Source organism: Mesorhizobium sp. WSM4846, from assembly GCF_055811415.1.
This window is the reverse complement of record NZ_JBVVPZ010000047.1, coordinates 1-16,943: the sequence shown is the minus strand read 5'-3', so window position 1 is coordinate 16,943 and position 16,943 is coordinate 1. Positions and strand designations below refer to the sequence as shown.

At 62.9% G+C, this 16,943-nt stretch carries 16 protein-coding genes and 1 riboswitch; of the genes, 6 read left to right on the top strand and 10 right to left on the bottom strand.

Annotated elements, in window-relative coordinates:
- Positions 1–2 precede the first annotated feature (2 nt).
- Together AC0L15_RS27930 and AC0L15_RS27925 are read right to left on the bottom strand one after the other, a co-directional pair.
- On the bottom strand, positions 3–863 hold the full coding sequence (locus AC0L15_RS27930) for a TIGR01459 family HAD-type hydrolase (protein WP_287249783.1): 861 nt from the start codon (positions 861–863) through the stop codon (positions 3–5).
- Between the two features lie 105 nt (positions 864–968).
- Positions 969–1,193 (bottom strand): hypothetical protein, encoded by a 225-nt coding sequence (locus tag AC0L15_RS27925; protein WP_287249784.1) that lies wholly within the window; start codon positions 1,191–1,193, stop codon positions 969–971.
- 39 nt (positions 1,194–1,232) lie between these two features.
- Here AC0L15_RS27925 and AC0L15_RS27920 point away from each other — a divergent pair, with 39 nt between their 5' ends.
- Positions 1,233–3,191 (top strand): TadE/TadG family type IV pilus assembly protein, encoded by a 1,959-nt coding sequence (locus AC0L15_RS27920; protein WP_473497719.1) that lies wholly within the window; start codon positions 1,233–1,235, stop codon positions 3,189–3,191.
- Between the two features lie 296 nt (positions 3,192–3,487).
- Here AC0L15_RS27920 and AC0L15_RS27915 read toward each other — a convergent pair whose 3' ends face one another.
- Entirely contained in the window at positions 3,488–4,315 is an 828-nt protein-coding gene (locus tag AC0L15_RS27915) for a DUF2189 domain-containing protein (protein ID WP_287249790.1), read from the bottom strand.
- Positions 4,316–4,486: 171 nt separating this feature from the next.
- Positions 4,487–5,191 carry a glutathione S-transferase family protein gene (locus AC0L15_RS27910; protein ID WP_287249791.1) on the bottom strand — a complete coding sequence of 235 codons (705 nt, stop codon included), beginning with the start codon at positions 5,189–5,191 and terminating at the stop codon, positions 4,487–4,489.
- 111 nt (positions 5,192–5,302) lie between these two features.
- On the opposite strand from AC0L15_RS27910, the gene AC0L15_RS27905 reads away from it, so the two are divergent.
- Both AC0L15_RS27905 and AC0L15_RS27900 read left to right on the top strand, forming a co-directional pair.
- Complete coding sequence (locus AC0L15_RS27905; protein ID WP_287249792.1) at positions 5,303–5,650, top strand: winged helix-turn-helix transcriptional regulator; 348 nt, start codon at positions 5,303–5,305, stop codon at positions 5,648–5,650.
- Positions 5,651–5,724: 74 nt separating this feature from the next.
- The gene (locus tag AC0L15_RS27900) at positions 5,725–5,940 is read left to right on the top strand and encodes a hypothetical protein (RefSeq protein ID WP_287249794.1); all 216 of its coding nucleotides are present in this window, start codon (positions 5,725–5,727) and stop codon (positions 5,938–5,940) included.
- A 182-nt stretch (positions 5,941–6,122) separates the two neighbouring features.
- On the opposite strand, the gene AC0L15_RS27895 is transcribed toward AC0L15_RS27900, so the two are convergent.
- Both AC0L15_RS27895 and AC0L15_RS27890 read right to left on the bottom strand, forming a co-directional pair.
- A complete protein-coding gene (locus AC0L15_RS27895; protein ID WP_473497716.1) occupies positions 6,123–7,193 on the bottom strand; it encodes an alkene reductase in 1,071 nt (356 codons plus the stop codon).
- Positions 7,194–7,253: 60 nt separating this feature from the next.
- Positions 7,254–8,042, bottom strand: coding sequence for an SDR family NAD(P)-dependent oxidoreductase (locus AC0L15_RS27890; protein ID WP_287249798.1), 789 nt, complete (start codon positions 8,040–8,042; stop codon positions 7,254–7,256).
- Between the two features lie 110 nt (positions 8,043–8,152).
- Between AC0L15_RS27890 and AC0L15_RS27885 the strand changes: the two genes are divergently transcribed.
- Positions 8,153–8,716: a TetR/AcrR family transcriptional regulator gene (locus AC0L15_RS27885; RefSeq protein WP_287249812.1), complete on the top strand. Its 564-nt coding sequence runs from the start codon at positions 8,153–8,155 to the stop codon at positions 8,714–8,716.
- A 227-nt stretch (positions 8,717–8,943) separates the two neighbouring features.
- Entirely contained in the window at positions 8,944–9,429 is a 486-nt protein-coding gene (locus AC0L15_RS27880) for a CAP domain-containing protein (protein ID WP_473497713.1), read from the top strand.
- Positions 9,430–9,498: 69 nt separating this feature from the next.
- Here the strand turns inward: AC0L15_RS27880 and AC0L15_RS27875 are convergent, their stop codons facing one another.
- The 4 genes from AC0L15_RS27875 to AC0L15_RS27860 form a co-directional block, all read right to left on the bottom strand.
- The gene (locus AC0L15_RS27875; RefSeq protein WP_473497711.1) at positions 9,499–12,186 is read right to left on the bottom strand and encodes an EAL domain-containing protein; all 2,688 of its coding nucleotides are present in this window, start codon (positions 12,184–12,186) and stop codon (positions 9,499–9,501) included.
- A gap of 429 nt (positions 12,187–12,615) precedes the next feature.
- Positions 12,616–13,632, bottom strand: coding sequence for a FecCD family ABC transporter permease (locus tag AC0L15_RS27870; RefSeq protein WP_287068338.1), 1,017 nt, complete (start codon positions 13,630–13,632; stop codon positions 12,616–12,618).
- Positions 13,633–13,661: 29 nt separating this feature from the next.
- Entirely contained in the window at positions 13,662–14,609 is a 948-nt protein-coding gene (locus tag AC0L15_RS27865) for an ABC transporter substrate-binding protein (RefSeq protein WP_287249802.1), read from the bottom strand.
- A complete protein-coding gene (locus AC0L15_RS27860; protein ID WP_287249805.1) occupies positions 14,606–15,418 on the bottom strand; it encodes an ABC transporter ATP-binding protein in 813 nt (270 codons plus the stop codon). Before AC0L15_RS27860 ends, AC0L15_RS27865 begins: the two co-directional genes overlap by 4 nt.
- An 87-nt stretch (positions 15,419–15,505) precedes the next feature.
- Positions 15,506–15,709, bottom strand: a riboswitch (cobalamin riboswitch).
- Between the two features lie 265 nt (positions 15,710–15,974).
- On the opposite strand from AC0L15_RS27860, the gene AC0L15_RS27855 reads away from it, so the two are divergent.
- A complete protein-coding gene (locus AC0L15_RS27855) occupies positions 15,975–16,808 on the top strand; it encodes an AraC family transcriptional regulator (RefSeq protein ID WP_287249807.1) in 834 nt (277 codons plus the stop codon).
- The last annotated feature ends 135 nt before the right edge of the window (positions 16,809–16,943 follow it).

Below are 16,943 nucleotides of genomic sequence, written 5' to 3'. Positions count from 1 at the left end.
GCCTACTGCAATCTCGGAATGACCGCGATCGGCCGGTAGCCATGCCTTTCCAGAAAGGCGATCAGCCTGGCCGGATCCGGTTGTAGCGGATCGCCGTAGTCGCGAGCATGGATGCCGCCCGACACGTAGAGCACGTCGAAGCCATTGTCGGCAGCACCCTTGATGTCGGTCATCATGCCGTCGCCGATAGCCAGCACGTCCGAGCGCTCGACCGGGCGACCGAGCAGGTCGGCGATCTCCTTCATCGCGACGCCATAGACCGGGGCATAAGGTTTTCCGGCGATCAGCGTGCGCCCGCCGAGCTGGGCATAGTCGCGGGCCAGGGCCCCGGCGCACCAGATCATCCGCTCGCCGCGCTCGACCACGATATCGGGATTGGCGCAGATGAAGGGCAGGTTCCTGGCGCGCAGCCGCCGCAGAAGATCGGCGTAGTCCTCCGGCTTCTCGACCTCGTCGTCGAACAGCCCGGTGCAGACCACGCCGGACGCCTCGAACTCCTCGACCAGCTCGACATCAAGCCCGTCATAGAGCGTGAAATCGCGATCGGCGCCAATGTGGAAGATCTTTCGCGGCCCCTCCATGATCAGGTCGCGGGTCACGTCACCGGAGGTGACGACACGGTCATAGGCGGCAGAGGGAACGCCGATCGCATTCATCTGCGCCACCACATCGGCGCTGCGGCGCGGCGAATTGGTGATCAGCACAACAGGTATCTTCGCCTCGCGTGCGGTGGCCAGCGCCAGAGCCGCGGCCGGAAAGTGCCGCTCGCCATTGTGGACCACACCCCAGACATCGCACAGGATGGCACAATAGCCTCCCGACAAATCCGCGAGCGAGCCGATGATATCGGGCGAGTCCGCCATATCGTTTCCAAATCATGATGGTTTGCGAGCGTCGCCGCCGACGGTCCGCCGTGGCAGGTTCGCATTAGCCGAAGCTCTTGACCCTGTCACCAGCTTTCATATTTTTCAGGATTGCCATGGTTCAGGATGCCCTGGTTTCAGGATTGGCTTGGCAATGACGAAGGCAAGCGCGCAAGCCGCTCTTGCCGAGGCTTCCCCCATTCCGAAGGCTTCGGCGGGCGGTCCAACCGCGCGCAGCAATGCCGGCAGTGCGGCGTGGTTAACGAGCTTGAAAAAGCATGCCGGTCTTGGATGTTTTTCAGCAATCGGAAGTTTCAGGATTGATGGCATCTTTCGCCGAATAGGGGTTCTGGCGGGGTGCAGAAGGCAATGATCCGAAAATTCGGTAGGGACCGGCGTGGCAATTATACGCTGATGACGGTCATCACGATGGTGCCGCTTATGGGCGGAGTGGCGCTCAGCGTCGATTACTCGGGACTGCTGCGCCAGAAGCATGCCACGTTGAACGCGTTGGACGCCGCCGGCCTCGCCACCGCTCAGCAGGTCGTCTCCGGCGCAACCGACGACGCCGCCAAGGCCTACGCCAAGACCTTCTTCGAAACCAATCTCGGCCCCGTCGATCCGGCCAACACGTCGCTTACGGTCACCCTGCCCAACAGCAATGCGGGTGGCGGCACGTTGAAGCTCTGCAGCGCCCTTACCTATCACCCCTATTTTCTGCCGGCCGCCGCCATGCTGTTGGGCGGCGGGACCACCAGCGGCGCTACAACTTTCACGGATTGCTCGGAAATCCGTCTCAAGAACACGCTGGAAGTCGCTCTGGTGCTCGACAATTCCGGCTCGATGAACGAACTCGGTTCCGGCACCGGCGCGAGGCGAATAGACCTGCTGAAGACTGCCGCCAAACAGCTTGTCGATACGCTGGCGCTGCAGGCACAGCAGATGAAGCAGGTCAGCAAACCGGTGCAGTTCTCCCTGGTGCCGTTCGCTGCTTCGGTCAATGTCGGTCCCACCCATGACCAGGACAGCTGGATGGACCAGGATGGCATCTCCCCGATCCAGCATGAGGATTTCGACTGGACGAAGATGACCGCCGCCAACGATCCGGACAGATACGCCGAGAAGCTCAACGGCGTCTGGTACAAACGCGGCACCGGCTGGGGCGACACCGAGGATCAGCCACTGACCCGCTTCAGCCTCTACGCCGACATCACCGTCGAGTCCGGCCGCGAAGAAGTGCCTAACACGAAACAGTATATCTGCGACACCTATAACAAGAAAGGTAACTGCAGCAGCGGCCACTGGACCACCCCGGAATATATCTACACCACCAGCCGCTATGCGAGTTGGCAGGGTTGCGTGGAGGCGAGGCCGCACCCGTATAACAACGACACGACGCCTGATACCGCCACACCTGCCACGCTGTTCGTGCCGATGTTTGCGCCCGACGAGGCCGGCACGCTCTGGCTCGATTTCAACCGCGACGGCGCTAACGACGTGATCTATCTGAACTATGGTTACGGCAACAACTGGTGGGCCGACTGGCCTTACACCGACAGCCCAACCGCTTCGCAGCGGCAGTCGGACATGCGCAAATATTTCCTGGTCAAGCCTTACGGCTCGAAGTCGGCTGCCTCGGGCGACGGCCCAAATTCGTCCTGCACGACCAACCCGATCACGCCGCTCAAAGACGTGACTCAGCTTGCCCAGAAAGAGGAGATCGACAACGCCATCGACGCCATGGCGCCGAACGGCAACACCAACGTGCCGGAAGGCCTTGCCTGGGGCTGGCGGACGGTGTCGAGCAACGAACCTTTCACTGCGGGCCGGCCTAACACTGAAAGAGGCAACGACAAAGTGGTCATGGTGCTGACCGACGGCGCCAATACCTACAGCGCCGTCAGCGACAGCGGCTACGCCAATAACAGGTCGACCTATGCCGCTTACGGTTACACCGGCCTGACATATCCGGGGTCTGGAAGCGTGACGCGGCTGTTCATGAACACAAGCACCGACATCGGCAAGACGACCTACACGGGCGCCAACTACACCGCCGCGCTGGACGAGCAGATGCAGACCCTTTGCGGCAACGCGAAGAAATCGAACGTTCTCGTCATGACCGTTGCGCTCGACCTGTCGACCACCGATGCCGGTGACAAGAAAGCACTCGACGCGCTGAAGGCCTGCTCCTCGGACTCGCGCTTCCGCAAGGATCCCACCGATCCGACCAAGCCGGCCAAGCTGTTCTGGAACGCGACCGGGGCGACGCTGTCGGACAATTTCAGGGAAATCGCCAACGAATTGTCGAACCTGCGCATCGTCGGCTGAAGGGGGTGGGGTCGGCTGAAGGGGCGCAAGCGCCCGGAAATGACAGGCTGGCGGAACAGCGCCCCCCTCTGTCCTGCCGGACATCTCCCCCACAAGGGGGGAGATCGGATGTCGGCACGGCTTTCGCCAATCTCCAACGCCGCAGAAGAGGCGAGGCGCAGAAGCTGCCGATCTCCCCCTCGTGGGGAGATGCCAAGTTGTGGCAAGGGGGCAGGCCAGAGGGGGGCGCGGAAGGATAGCGACCGAACAGCTTTGTTTGGGCCGCTGCATTCTTCGGCTGTTAACGCCGCTCCAGCCTACATCGGCCGCCGGTCCGGCTGCGCCCGCTCCGGTTCGACCAGCCTGCGATAGAGATGCCACGTCGCATGGCCAAGCACGGGCATGACGACGGCGAGCCCGGCAAACAGCGGGATCGAGCCGATGACCAGCAGCACGGCGACCATCAGGCCCCACAGCGCCATCTGCAGCGGGTTTGTCATCACGGCCCGTGCCGAGGTCTCGATCGCCGAGACCGCGCCGACATCACGGTCGAGCAGCAGCGGAAAAGCGACGACGGTCGTCGCCAGCACGATCGCGGCGAAGACGAAGCCGGCCGCATTGCCGAGCAGGATCAGCGTCCAGCCTTTGGGCGTTGTCAGCACCTCGCGCACAAAGCCACCGATCGAGGCAGGCGGCTGAGCGCCGAACAGGCTGGAGTAGATCGATTGCGCGGTGAACAGCCAGAGCAGGAACAGTGCCACCAGCATGATGCCGATGACCGCGATCGCCGGCAGCGCCGGCGAGTGGCGCACCTCGAGCGCGTGCCACCAGGACGTGTCCATGCCGAGCTCGCGGCGGCGGCTGATCTCGTAGAGGCCGATCGCGGCGAACGGTCCAAGCAGGGCGAAGCCGGACATCAGCGGGTAAAGCAGCTGGATGGCGTAGGCGCCGGATGTCGTCCACTGCGCCAGGATCAATCCGACCACCGGATAGATCAGGCACAGGAAGACGTAATGCGATGGCTTTGCCCAAAAATCCTCGACGCCGAGCCGCAGCACATCGATCAGGTCCGCCGTGGTGATGCGGCGCACCCTGGGCTGCACGTGCATCCCACGCGCGTCCGACATGACATGAAAGCTGGCCATACCCATTCTCCCGTATTCAAGGGGGCGGCCACTGCCAGGATGGCCGCCCGTAGCTGCCACTTCAAGAGCGATGCCATGATAGCCGAATTCGATGTGCTTGTCGCGAATCGGGTGGGATTGAGCAAGCGCGGCACGGCAGAGGCCGTGTTCGTGCCGCGCCGCTGGCGTGTGCTAGACACCAGATCGTTCAATCACCTCGGCCAGCGGAACGTGGCCAAGGCAGGCACCCGAACCCGCCGGCGTTTCGCCGTCCTCGATGGCCTGCGCGTATCGCACGTCGGGATCGCTTTCGATCCGGCTGCGCAGCGCTGCCAGCCTGGGATAGGCGGCCCCATCGACCGCCTGGTGGAACTCCGCCCAACGTGCCACGCCGATCAGCGTGGTGTCGGCCAGCGTCAGGCGGTCGCCGACCAGAAAGTCGGTGTCGCCGATCATCGCCTCAAGCCGGTCGTGGCGTTCGGCAACGGCCTGGCGGCCAAAGTCACGCAAGGTCGCCAGCAGCGCCGGTTCGGCCGATTCCATTTCATAGGCGGCCCAGAGCGGGATGAAAGCGGCGGTGAACCCGGTATTCACGAAAGCCATCAGCTGATGCATCCGGTCGGCTTCCGGCGAGCGCGGGTCGAAGCTGATGCGACGTTGCGTGTCGCGGGCTTCGAGCCAAGCGGCAATCGCCATGGTCTCGGTGAGCACTCTGCCTTCGTCGGTGATCATCACCGGCGTTTCCTGACGGCCGTTGATGCGGGCATAGGCGTCGTTCTTCATTTCAGTGAGCATGTCGACGCGGCACAGGCGGTAGGGCTGTCCGAAGCGTTCAAAAGCAGCGACGAGCCCCATCGAACTTCCCGCCGGGACGCCGTAAAGGAGGATAGGTTCCATTTGTTTGTTTGTCCTCTTCCATGTTCAGGGGTCACGCTGCGCAGCGAAGCTTGACCCTAAACACTGGTCGTCCCATGTAAATTACGCACTATTTTGTAACCAGGATCCGCCATGAAAGATGTCGTCTCAAGCTGCCCGATCGAAGAGGCCATGAGTGTGCTCAGCGGTCGCTGGCCGACCTTGCTGCTCTACTATCTGAAGGACGGGACCAAGCGCTTCAGCGACCTGAGGCGTGACAACCCGACCGTGTCGCACCGCATTCTGGCGCTGGAACTGCGCAAGCTGGAGGAAGCCGGGATCGTGCGGCGAACGGCGCATGCCGGCTATCCGCTACGCGTCGACTATGATCTCACGGCAGCGGGTCTCAAGCTTGTGCCGCTCATCGACGCCTTGGGCGACTGGTGGGAAGATACCGAGGGCCGGGTCTCATCGGCGCCAAGGCTGGTGGCGGCGGAATAAGCAGTGGAGAAAAATCTGACGCTTGCAACTATACGTTGTACAACTGCTTTGGGTGGGATCTGCCGTCCGGGCCGTTGCTGAAGTTCACCGGCAACAAGTTCCTGATCGACGCGCTCCTGAAGGAAGCCGGCATCGCCGGCGCCGGTGGCTCTCTGAAGGATCTGGTCTCGACGCGGCCGCGGGAAACGGATGCTGACGGGGCCGGTCTGTTCGAGGAGGCAGACGGGGCGGACGACGAGCTGGTCGCCCCCTGCCGGGGATACCGAGGGCCTGAACTGCCCGAGCGCTGATTTGATCGGGCCTGGAACAATCCACGCCCGATCTATTTGCCAGCCAGGATTGCGTTTATGTCAGGCAGGCCGCCTTGCCGCCACCGTGCTGCCCACCGGCGAAGGCGCCGGCGCTGCTGTCGACGTGGGATGGCCGCGCGGGCGCGGCACCCTGATGGCTCATGGCTGGCTTGAAGCGGCGATCAAGCGATAGTCGGATAGCCGGCGGAGCCGCCGCCATAGAGCGTCGCCTGATCGAACACGGCCAGCGGCGCGCGCGTCTGCAGCCGTTCCACAAGATCGGGATTGGCGATGAACGGTCGCCCGAAGGCGAACAGGTCCGCCTTGCCGTCGGCAAGCCGCGACCCCGCGAGCTCGAGGTCATAGCCGTTATTGGCGATATAGGTGTTGTTGAAGCGCCGGCGGAGTGATCCGAAGTCGAACGGCGCGACATCGCGCGATCCGCCCGTGGCGCCCTCGACGACATGGATGTAGACGATGCCCAAAGCATCGAGTTGATCGACGATATAGTCAAACTGCGCCTGGGGAGCGCTGCTCGAGACGCCGTTGGCGGGCGAGATGGGCGAAATCCGGATGCCGGTGCGCTCAGCGCCGATCTCCTCGACCACCGCAGTCGCAACCTCCAGCATCAGCCGGGCGCGGTTCTCGACCGATCCGCCATAAGCATCCGTGCGGAGGTTCGCGCCGTCCTTGGCGAATTGGTCCAGCAGATAGCCGTTGGCGCCGTGAATCTCGACGCCATCGAAGCCGGCCTTGATGGCGTTCGCAGCTGCTTTGCGGAAATCCTCCACGATGCCCGGCAATTCAACCAGCTCGAGTGCGCGGGGCTCCGAAACGTCGACAAAGCCGTTGCCGACGAAGGTCTTGGTCGCGGCCCGGATCGCCGAGGGCGCGACGGGGGCGGCGCCGTTCTCCTGCAGATCGACGTGCGAGACGCGACCGACATGCCAGAGCTGCAGGAAAATCCGCCCGCCCTTGGCGTGCACGGCGTCGGTGACCTTGCGCCAGCCGCCGATCTGCGCCTGGGCGTAGATGCCGGGCGTGTCCTGGTAGCCCTGTCCCTGCTGTGAGATCTGCGTGGCCTCGGAAATCAGCAGGCCGGCCGACGCGCGCTGGCCGTAGTACTGCGCGGCGAGATCGCCTGGAACGAAGCCCGGGCCAGCGCGATTGCGCGTCAGCGGCGCCATGACGATACGATTGGAGAGGGTCAGCGAGCCGAGAGTATAGGGCTCAAACAGCGTTGTGCTTGTCATAGGTCACCTTTGTTTGTCCCCGCCGCGGCGGGTCGTCTATCGAAACGGGATCGTTGGTGCTCAGGCGACCGTGCGGTACCGCTCGGCGGGATGTTCGTTCCGATAGTTCGGAAGCATGGCCTGGCGTGCGGCCTGAAGCGCGTCCCACTGCCCGGCATCGGGTAGCGGCGGGATGGTCACCAGCTCGCGACGGTCGAAGCCGACCAGCGCCGCATCCACCAGATCGTCGACCTCCATCACGTTGGAAAGCGTGTTGACGTCGGCGCCGACATGTCCCCAGATCTCCGTTCGCGTCGTGGCAGGAAGCACGGCCTGGACGTAGACACCCTTCGGCGCGAGCTCGAGGCTGAGTCCCTGCGACAAAAACAGCACGAAGGCTTTGGTTGCGCCGTAGACCGTCATGCCGAACTCCGGCGCCAGGCCGACCACCGAGCCGATGTTGATGATCGCCCCTTCGCCGGCCGCCGCAAGACGCGGGGCAATGGCGCTGGCAAGCCGCAGAAGCGCGGTCGTATTGAGCGCAACCAGCCGCGCCACGTCATCGGTGCTCTGCTCGATAAAGCTTCCGCCGATGGCCGTTCCGGCATTGTTGACGAGGATCCCGATGCGGGCGTCATCGCGCAGCCTCGTCTCTACCGTTGCAAGCTCGGCAGGCTGCGTAAGATCAGCCTGGATGATGTCGATCGCCACGCCGTTTTCCTGATGCAGACGGGCCGCCAGAGCCTCCATTCGTGCCGTGTCACGGGCAACCAGCACGAGGTCGTGCCCGCGGCGCGCGAAGCGCTCGGCATAGGCGGCTCCGATGCCGGTGGAGGCGCCGGTTATGAGGACTGACGGAATGGTGGTCATGGCATTGCTCTTTTCTCTGATGGACTCTATATTCATGACGGTCATCATGATTGCCGTTAAATATGATACCCATCATGTAAATGTCAACGGCGCCGGCGGAGAATTTTGAAATGAAGGTCAGTCGAGAACAGATGGCGGAGAACCGCCGCCGAATTCTGGATGTTGCCAGCCGGCTGTTTCGCGACAAGGGGTTTGACGCGGTCAGCGTGGCGGAGGTGATGAAAACCGCCGGGTTCACCCATGGCGGTTTCTATGGCCATTTCAGCTCGAAGGACGACCTGATCGCCCAAACCCTTGCCCATGTCCTCGCCGCAGACTCAAGCGGAGGGGGCGACCTTCGCGCCTATGCAGATGCCTATCTTTCGCCCCGGCATCGCGACAATGCCGCCGGTGGTTGCCCGACAGCGGGCCTTGTTGCTGATATCCGCCATCAGACCCCGGCTGCCCGCGCGGCCATGACCGAAGGCCTTCGGTCGCAGATCGACCATATCGGCAAGACGCTGCCGCAGTTGGATCCGGCAGACAGACGCCGTACAGCGATCGGATGCTGGGCAGCGATGGTGGGAGCAGTGATCCTCGCCCGGGCTATCGACGATCCCGCGCTTTCGGATGAAGTTCTGGAACAGACGCGTGCCTGGATCGATACCGGGATCAGCCAGGTGTCTGCGAGATAGCCGCCAGGAGCGCCCTTGAGCAATGCGGCTACCGGCGTGGTTGGGCGGCAAGCTTGGAGAATATCGCGCCGCAGCGCGCATCAGCGGGGTTCGCGGACGGCTAAGGGGGCAGCGAGCGAGATTTCTGAACGCCTGCCCGGCAAAAGCCACTATTGCCGCTATGTCAGGCAGGCATGACGCTCACCGACCCCGCCAATCAACCATCCCTAGAACCCCGCTCTGACGAAATGCGCCCGACGCCAAACAGGCGAATGCTACTTAGAGCTGCCGGCATTGCCGCGCTGGCCGGGCTTGCCGCTTGTGCCACTGTGCTGCCCACCGGCGAAGGCGCCGGGGTCTCGGCCTCCGCTGTCGGCACGCTGGCGGGCATCCGCGCCTCAGCCGGGCTCGAACCGCTTGTCCCCGACCGTCAGCTCGAACAGGCAGCCCTGCAGCAGTCCGGCTATATGGCGCGCGGCGGCCGCATGACCCACTCGACCGGCTGGGGCAAGGGATTTGCTTTGCGCGTCAAGGGCAACGGCATTGCCGGTGCTGCCGCCGAAAACATCGCCGAGGGCCGTTTCGATCAGCAGAAGCTGTTCGACATCTGGATGCATTCGGCCGGCCACCGCCGCAACATGCTCGACCCGCGCTTCACCCGCTTCGGCCTGGCCTATGTGCGGGACGGCCGCGACAGCTCGCGGCGCTACTGGAGCCTTGTCCTGGGCAAATAGCAACTCGGGCACAGGCCAATCCGCGCCGTCGGCAATGCCGCGTGCGCTGAGGAGATCATGATCGACCCATCAATCCAAGGGTTCGCCACTGAGCATTTTCTCGATGTCGGGGGCCGAAACCGGTTCGCTGAAATGATAGCCCTGCATTTCATCGCAGTTGTTCTTGCGCAGGAAGGCCACCTGATCGTCCGTCTCGACGCCCTCGGCAATGACCCTCAGATTCAGATTTTGACCCAATGATATTACGGCGCTGGCGACAGCCTGGTCGTTTTCGTCAGCAGCGATATCGTTGATGAACGACTTGTCGATTTTCAGCCGCGCCACTGGAAAGGTCTTGAGCGCACTGAGGCTGGAGTAGCCTGTTCCGAAATCGTCGATCGAGATCTGAACGCCCAGGTTTTGCAGCTGATTCATCGTTGCGACCGCCAGGTCGATATCCTGCATGATCAGGCTTTCGGTCACCTCCAGCTCGAGATATCTGGCCTCCAGACCGCTGACTTTCAGGGCATCGGCGACACGGCCGATCAGGTTCTTTTCCCAAAATTGCCGCGTCGACACATTCACGCAGACGGTCATCGGCGGCAGGCCGGCATCCTGCCATGCCTTGTTCTGCCGACAGGCCTCGTGCAGGACCCAATCGCCGATCGGCACGATCAGACTTGTCTCCTCGGCCGTCGGAATGAAGGCGTTCGGTGCCATCATGCCCCGCGTCGGATGATTCCAGCGAAGCAGCGCTTCGACGGCAAAGACGAGGCCCGACCGAAGGTCGACCTGCGGCTGATAAAACAGCGTGAATTCCGAACGGGCCAGGGCGTTACGCAAGTCCTCCTGAAGCACGAATTTCTCATGCGCTCTGGTGTTGAATTCGGGAGCGTAGAACTGGAAATTGTCGCGGCCGAATTCCTTGGCGCGATACATGGCTGCATCGGCATTGGCCAGCAGCGTGTCGGGGTTGGCCCCATCCTTGGGGTAGCTGGCGATGCCGATACTGGCCGTCGCCCTCAGCCGATGTGCTCCGAGCTGAACCGGCTCTGCAATCGCCGCCCGAATTGCTTGCAGGGTCTCGGAGATGAGATCGACATTCGTCGGTTGATCGAACAGAACGACGACGAATTCGTCGCCACCAAGCCGCACGACTGTATCGGTCGCCCTTACGCGCTCGACGATACGGCCGGCTACGGTCTTCAACAACTCGTCCCCGGCATTGTGGCCAAGCGTGTCATTGACGAGTTTGAAATTGTCCAGATCGATGAACACCACCGTCACCCAGCGATCGTATCGCTGCGCGTAGAGGATCGCCTGCGAAAGCCGGTCCTCGAGCAGAGCGCGATTGGGCAGTCCGGTCAGCACATCATGGTTGGCCATGAAGTGGATCCGATCTTCGGCCAGCTTGCGCTCGATGGCGATCCCGGCAATACGCGTCGTGAAATCGATGAGCCGGGTCTCGGCCGCGGTCGGCTCGCGCACGGTCGTCGAGTACATGGCAAAGGCGCCCAGCACAGCGCCTTGATGCGACAGGATCGGGGTCGACCAGCACGAACGGTAGCCATGGGCCGCCGCCAATTCGCAGTGATCCTGCCAAAGGGGGTCGTGCATGATGTCCGCGACAATGACCGGCTCGCGCCGGTAGGCGGCGGTTCCGCAGGATCCCATTTTGGGGCCGACGGCGATCCCCTCGATGGCGCTCGTATAGGCCTTTGCCAAGCTCGGCGCGGCGCCGTGCCGCAAGTGGCTGCCATCCTTGTCGAGCAACAGGACGGAACCGAATATTCCCGTCAACTGAGACTCGGCGAGGCGCATGAGGCAGTCGAGCACATCTTCGAGCGGGGCGCTCGTCGCGATCATTTCCAGTATCTGCGCCTGCCCGTCTCGAAGGGTGTCCGCTTGCTTGCGGGCGGTGATGTCGTGGGCGATGCCGACCAGACCGAAGATATCGTTTTGAACATTGCGCAACGGCACCTTCGTCGACGAAAACCATTTGCCGGCGCCTGACGCATCGACAACGAACTCTTCCTCATCGATCATCGGCTGTCCGCTGCGCAGCACGCCTTGCTCGATGGCGCGAAACTTCTGCGCAAGGTCGGGGGCATGAAGATCGGAATCGGTCAAACCGATCATGTCACTGGTTTTGGCCTTGCCGCTGTCGGAAGCAATGGCCCTGTTGGCGACGACGAAGCGGCTTTCGGTGTCCTTCACCCACAGGTAGTCGGGCACCCAGTCGATCAGCGTTTGCAGCGAGATGCGCTCGTCGACGATCAGGCGATTGGCGGTGAGTTCCGTTATGTCCTCATGCGTGGCCACCCATCCGCCGTCAGGCATCGGCTGATGGCAGATCTGAATTGTCCGGCCGTCGGTGAGATTGGCGGTCCAGTTTCTCAAAGTCGTGCCCGAATTGACCGCCCGGGCAAATGCGAGATAAGCGTCGCTGGCCATCGCGGATGTCCCGGCAGCGATGCGGCGTTCGACGATTTCGCCCAGCGTCCGGCCGGGGCGCAAATGCTCGGGTGCAATGCGGTAAATTTCCGCATAGCGGCGGTTGCACAGGATCAGCCGTTCAGCGGCGTCGAAAAAGCAGATGCCTTGCGAGATGTTGTCGATCGCCGTCTCGAATCGCAGCGCCTGCTGCTCGAGTGTTGCGATCGTAGCCCTGAGTTCGCGCTCGAGCGTCTCGTACGAGGAGCCCGCCAGTTTCGCCAGCGTGGCAAGCTCGGTCGATTCGGGCGCCTGGGCGGCTTGCCTCGATGATTTCGTGACCAAGCACAGTTCCTCCGCGTCGGCGCCTGGCGCAAAGCAAGGAAAGCTCGCTGCACTCTAAGCGACTGCATAGTGATCCAGATATACTAATGGCAGGTGAACCGGGTCGATGCCGACCGGGGGCATGGCGCAGTTCTTGCCTTCTCCCCTTGTGGGAGAAGGTGGATCGGCGCGCAGCGCCGAGACGGTTGAGGGGTGCTGGCCGGAGTGCTGTCGGTTCCAAGCTGGAGCACCCCTCATCCGGCCGCTTCGCGGCCACCTTCTCCCACAAGGGGAGAAGGGGGAGCCAATCTCGTGCAGGCCCATCGCACATGATGGCCGATCCTGCCGGTGAAAATCTCGACAGGCGGTTCGGCGCGCTGCGCCGGTCCCAGAGGTCAGTCCAAAGACTGGGCATTGTGCCAGAAGCCGGCAAGTGTGCATGGCAGCCCATCATGAACGATTGCGAATGAGCATGGTGACCACGAAGAAAGCGCCGACCGAACTGGTGATGATGCCGATCGGCAGTTCCTGCGGCGGCAGCAGCGTGCGCGCCAGAAGGTCGCTTGCCAGCAGCAGCACCGCTCCGAAGAGGGCGCAGCTTGCAATCAGGCGCAGATGCAACGGGCCGGCCAGGGGCCGGGACAGATGCGGGATCATCAGCCCGACGAAACCGATGACACCTGCGACCGAGACCAGGATCGCCGTGGAGAAGGCAGCGACGAGAAACGCCGTCCTGCGCATCCGCACAACCGGCACGCCGAGGCTTTCGGCAGCATTCTCGCCGGCCAGGAAGGCGTCGAGCTTGCGATGGTTCCACAGGCCATAAGCAAGAATGGTGCACGCGCCAAGAGCAGCCAGCCCGACATTGTCCCATCGCGCCAGGCCGAGCCCGCCCATGGTCCAGAACAAAACCGAGTGAGCGGCGCGCTGGTCTCCGGCGAAGACGAGATAGTTGGTCAGGGCGATGAACATGAACGAGACGGCAAGCCCGGCCAGTATCAGCCGTTCGGGGCCTTGCCCCCTCACCCGCGAAACCAGCAAAAGCACGATGCCGGCGGCCAAAATGCCGCCGGTGAAGGCGGCAACCGGCAACGTCCAGATGCCGAAACGGTCGCCAAAAATGGTGATGACGGAAACAGCGCCGGCCGCGGCACCGGAGGACAGCCCGAACAGGAATGGATCGGCGAGATCGTTTCGGGTTACCGTCTGCAGCAGCGCGCCGATGACGCCCAGCCCTGCGCCGACACAGATCGCCATGATGGTGCGCGGCAGCCTGAGATCGACGACAATCTTGGCAACCGGGATCTTGGCGACCGGGATATTGCCGACTGAGCCGGGCACGAGGTCTCCGTCCAGCCCGGCCGCATGTCCGAGCGCAGCAATCACGTCGCTCAACGCTATGACTGTCGATCCATAGGCGATCGACAGCAGAGCAAGAGCGGCGATTGCTGCCGCTCCTGCTGCCATGGCCAATTCGAACGCCCTGTGGCGCAAGCTCAGAAGGCTTCCGGGTGCATCGCGCTGGCGATCTTGCCGATCGCCTCGATGTTAGCAGGTCCGGGCGTCAGCTCGGCATAGCGCAGCGCGACGAAGCGCTCGTTCCTGACCGCATCGGTCTCCTTCATTGCCGGATGGACTTTGAGGAAGTCGAGCAGTTTCCTGTAACCACCGCCGTCCTGGTAGTCGAGCAGGATCAGGAACTGCGGATTGCGGGAAGCGACCGTTTCCCAGTCCGTGTTGCCCCAGCTCGTCTGCATGTCGGCCATGATGTTGTCGCCGCCGGCAGCGGCGATCATGGCGCTGGGGATCGCGAACTTGCCTGATGTGAAGGGTTTGTCTTCGCCGGAGTCGTAGAGAAACACCCGCGTCCGCTCGCGGTCGCCGACCTTTGCCGTGATATCGGCGAGTTGCGCTTTCCAGCCTGAAACGAGTTTTTCCGCCCTGGCTTGCTTGCCGAAAATCCTGCCCAGCTTTTCGATGTCGCCGTAGAGCAGGTCCATCGAGGCGGCGGGGCGGTTGTTGTCGAGATGGACGCAGCTTTCCGTCAGCACCAGCGTCTTGACGCCGTGCGGCGCCAGCGTATCTGGCGTTACCTCGCCGCCCGGCTTCATGCCGTAATACCAGCCGGCGAAGAAGAAATCGGGCTCGACCGCGACCAGGTTTTCGAGCGCCGGGTATTTCGGCGCGAGTTCCGGGATCGCGCCCTGCTTGGCCTTGAATTCCGGACCGGCCTTGTACCATCCGGTGATGCCGGTCAGGCCGACGATCGACGGTTGCAGCCCCAGCGCGAAGGCCATCTCGGCCATGTTCATATCCTGGATGACGGCACGCTTTGGCGCGGCGTCGAACGTCAGCGGCGTGCCGCAGCTGTCGACTGTTACCGGGAAAGCGAAGGCTGTCTGGGCAAGCAGCAGAGAGGCAAAAGACAGTGCGAGGCGTTTCACGGATGTTGCTCCTTGGTTAGATCAGAAGAGGCACGGTTCGGGACTTCGAACACCGTGAGTTCGCGGTCTTCGGTCGGATGGCGCAGCCGAAGCACGTCGACGCCGAAAATCTCGCGGATCAACTGCTTGGTCAGCGCCTCGCGCGGACCGGCGAGTGCCTGCAGGCGGGCCTCGTTCATCACCGCGACCCTGGTGGCAAATGGCGTGACCAGCGACAGATCATGCAGCACCGCCACGACGGTCATGCCAAGCTGCGATACGAGTTCGAGAAGTTCGCTGCGGGCGCGCGGATCGAGATGATTGGTCGGTTCATCGAGGAACAGGATTTTTGGCTCCTGGGCGATGGCGCGCGCCAGCTGGGCGCGTTGCCGCTCACCACCCGACACCGAGCCGATCGTGCGGCCGAGCAGCGGCAGCAGGCCGGTTCTGCGAAGCGCTTCGACGACGACGTCGCGTTGCTCGCTCCTGCGTCGCCAGCAGGCATGCGGGACCCGCCCAAGTCCGACGTAGTCGATCACGGCAAGCCGCGGATCGGGCTGATCGGTCTGGCCGACGACTGCCATGTGCAGCGCCCGCTCGGCGGCCGGAAACGTCTCCAGCCGGCGTCCGGAAAATCTCACATCTCCCGCGCTCGGACGCAGCGTGCCGCATAGCATGCGCAGCAGCGTCGTCTTGCCGGCGCCGTTGGGACCGATGATAGCGAGGCGGTCTCCCGCCGCGACCGAAAGGCTGACCGCACTGACCAGGCGCTGGCCATTCGCCGTGGCGCTCAGTTCACGCGCTTCAAGAAGAGGCTGGCAGGCGTCCAACTTACCGTCACTTTCTCAATGGCGACGGAAGGAAGCTGGACCGGCCGACAAGACCGATGTCCACGTCTCCTCCCGGCACACCCCGTCCGGTCAACTCGTGCGATGGCAGGTCTCCTGGCTCGCGGGTCCTTACGCCATCCTGCCTTCCCAGCCTTGCCGGCCAGTGGCATTTTCGGATTTTGCTCGCCGCTTACAGTTGCGGGGGCAGCCACGGCCTCGATCCGAAGATCTCACCGTGTTCCCTTTTCACCCTCGCCTTTCGGCTTGGGGACCATCAGTCAGCCACCCTAGTTTTCCGCCAATCCCAGCGCAATAAGTTTCCGGGGTTCGGAGTGCCCCGCGAGCAATGGTCTTGTCAGAACGAGCATACCGAATCTCGTAATGTAATAACGTTACTACTTAAAAGACAACGCCTGCTCCCGTCAAGCCCTTCGCCCAACGCCTTCGACTTGCCGACCACCGTCGCATTGCGCGGTGCGCAATTTCGATCAAACTGCCTCCACCAGGAAGCGATACCATGACCTGGCCAATGCGCAGTCCCACAGCAAGGAGCCATATGAACCCGACCGAGAAAGCGCTGTGGTTCGTCGAAAGCCATCTGCCGGAAGCCATCTCGCTCGACGATGTCGCCAACAGCAGCGGCGTGTCGCGCTTTCACGTGACGCGGGCTTTCGGTGCGGCGACCGGCCGTTCGGTGATGGGCTACCTGCGTTCTCGCCGCCTGACCGAGGCGGCGCGCAGGCTCGCCGCCGGCGCACCGGACATTCTCTCGGTCGCGCTCGACGCCGGCTATGCCTCGCATGAGGCTTTCACCCGCGCCTTCCGCGACCAGTTCGGCACCACGCCGGAACTGGTGCGCGCGCAAGGCTCACTCAAAAACCTCGATCTCGTGGAGCCGATTCTGATGGACCAGTCCTTCCTCACCAATCTCGAGCCGCCGCGTTTCGAAACCAGCCGGCCGTTCCTCATCGCCGGTCTCGGCGAGCGCTACAGCTGCGAAACCAGCGCCGGCATCCCGATGCAGTGGCAGCGGTTCGGCCCCTATATCGGCAACATTCCAGGCGAGGTCGGCGACGTCGCCTATGGCGTCTGCGTCAACGGCGACGATGCAGGCAATTTCGACTATATCGCCGGCGTCGAGGTGTCCGATTTTTCGGACCTGCCGAAGGAGTTTTCGCGCGTACGCGTGCCGGAGCAGGAATACGCCGTGTTCGCCCATCGTGACCACATCTCGACCATCCGCCGCACGGTCAACACGATCTGGAACAAATGGCTGCCGGCCTCCGGGCACAAGATTGCCGACGCGCCCGAATTCGAGCGCTACGGTCCCGAATTCGATCCGCGCAGCGGCAATGGCGGGCTGGAAATCTGGATACCGGTCAAAGGGTGAGAATGGCCCAGTTTTCAACTTGTGTTGGAGACTAGTGTCGCGGCGCTCCGCCTTATCTTGTCCAGTTGATGGATGGGTAACACTTTGAACCGGATACATGGGTTACAGTTTTCCCCCTGTCGTGGGGGGGGGGGG

Coding starts and splice junctions, on each gene's coding strand:
- AC0L15_RS27910 (WP_287249791.1), bottom strand. CDS start 5,191: ATGGAACCTATCCTCCTTTACGGCGTCCCGGCGGGAAGTTCGATGGGG.
- AC0L15_RS27880 (WP_473497713.1), top strand. CDS start 8,944: ATGCGCCCGACGCCAAACAGGCGAATGCTACTTAGAGCTGCCGGCATT.
- AC0L15_RS27885 (WP_287249812.1), top strand. CDS start 8,153: ATGAAGGTCAGTCGAGAACAGATGGCGGAGAACCGCCGCCGAATTCTG.
- AC0L15_RS27920 (WP_473497719.1), top strand. CDS start 1,233: ATGATCCGAAAATTCGGTAGGGACCGGCGTGGCAATTATACGCTGATG.
- AC0L15_RS27930 (WP_287249783.1), bottom strand. CDS start 863: ATGGCGGACTCGCCCGATATCATCGGCTCGCTCGCGGATTTGTCGGGA.
- AC0L15_RS27890 (WP_287249798.1), bottom strand. CDS start 8,042: ATGACCACCATTCCGTCAGTCCTCATAACCGGCGCCTCCACCGGCATC.
- AC0L15_RS27870 (WP_287068338.1), bottom strand. CDS start 13,632: ATGGCAGCAGGAGCGGCAGCAATCGCCGCTCTTGCTCTGCTGTCGATC.
- AC0L15_RS27895 (WP_473497716.1), bottom strand. CDS start 7,193: ATGACAAGCACAACGCTGTTTGAGCCCTATACTCTCGGCTCGCTGACC.
- AC0L15_RS27915 (WP_287249790.1), bottom strand. CDS start 4,315: ATGGCCAGCTTTCATGTCATGTCGGACGCGCGTGGGATGCACGTGCAG.
- AC0L15_RS27925 (WP_287249784.1), bottom strand. CDS start 1,193: ATGCCATCAATCCTGAAACTTCCGATTGCTGAAAAACATCCAAGACCG.
- AC0L15_RS27905 (WP_287249792.1), top strand. CDS start 5,303: ATGAAAGATGTCGTCTCAAGCTGCCCGATCGAAGAGGCCATGAGTGTG.
- AC0L15_RS27855 (WP_287249807.1), top strand. CDS start 15,975: ATGAACCCGACCGAGAAAGCGCTGTGGTTCGTCGAAAGCCATCTGCCG.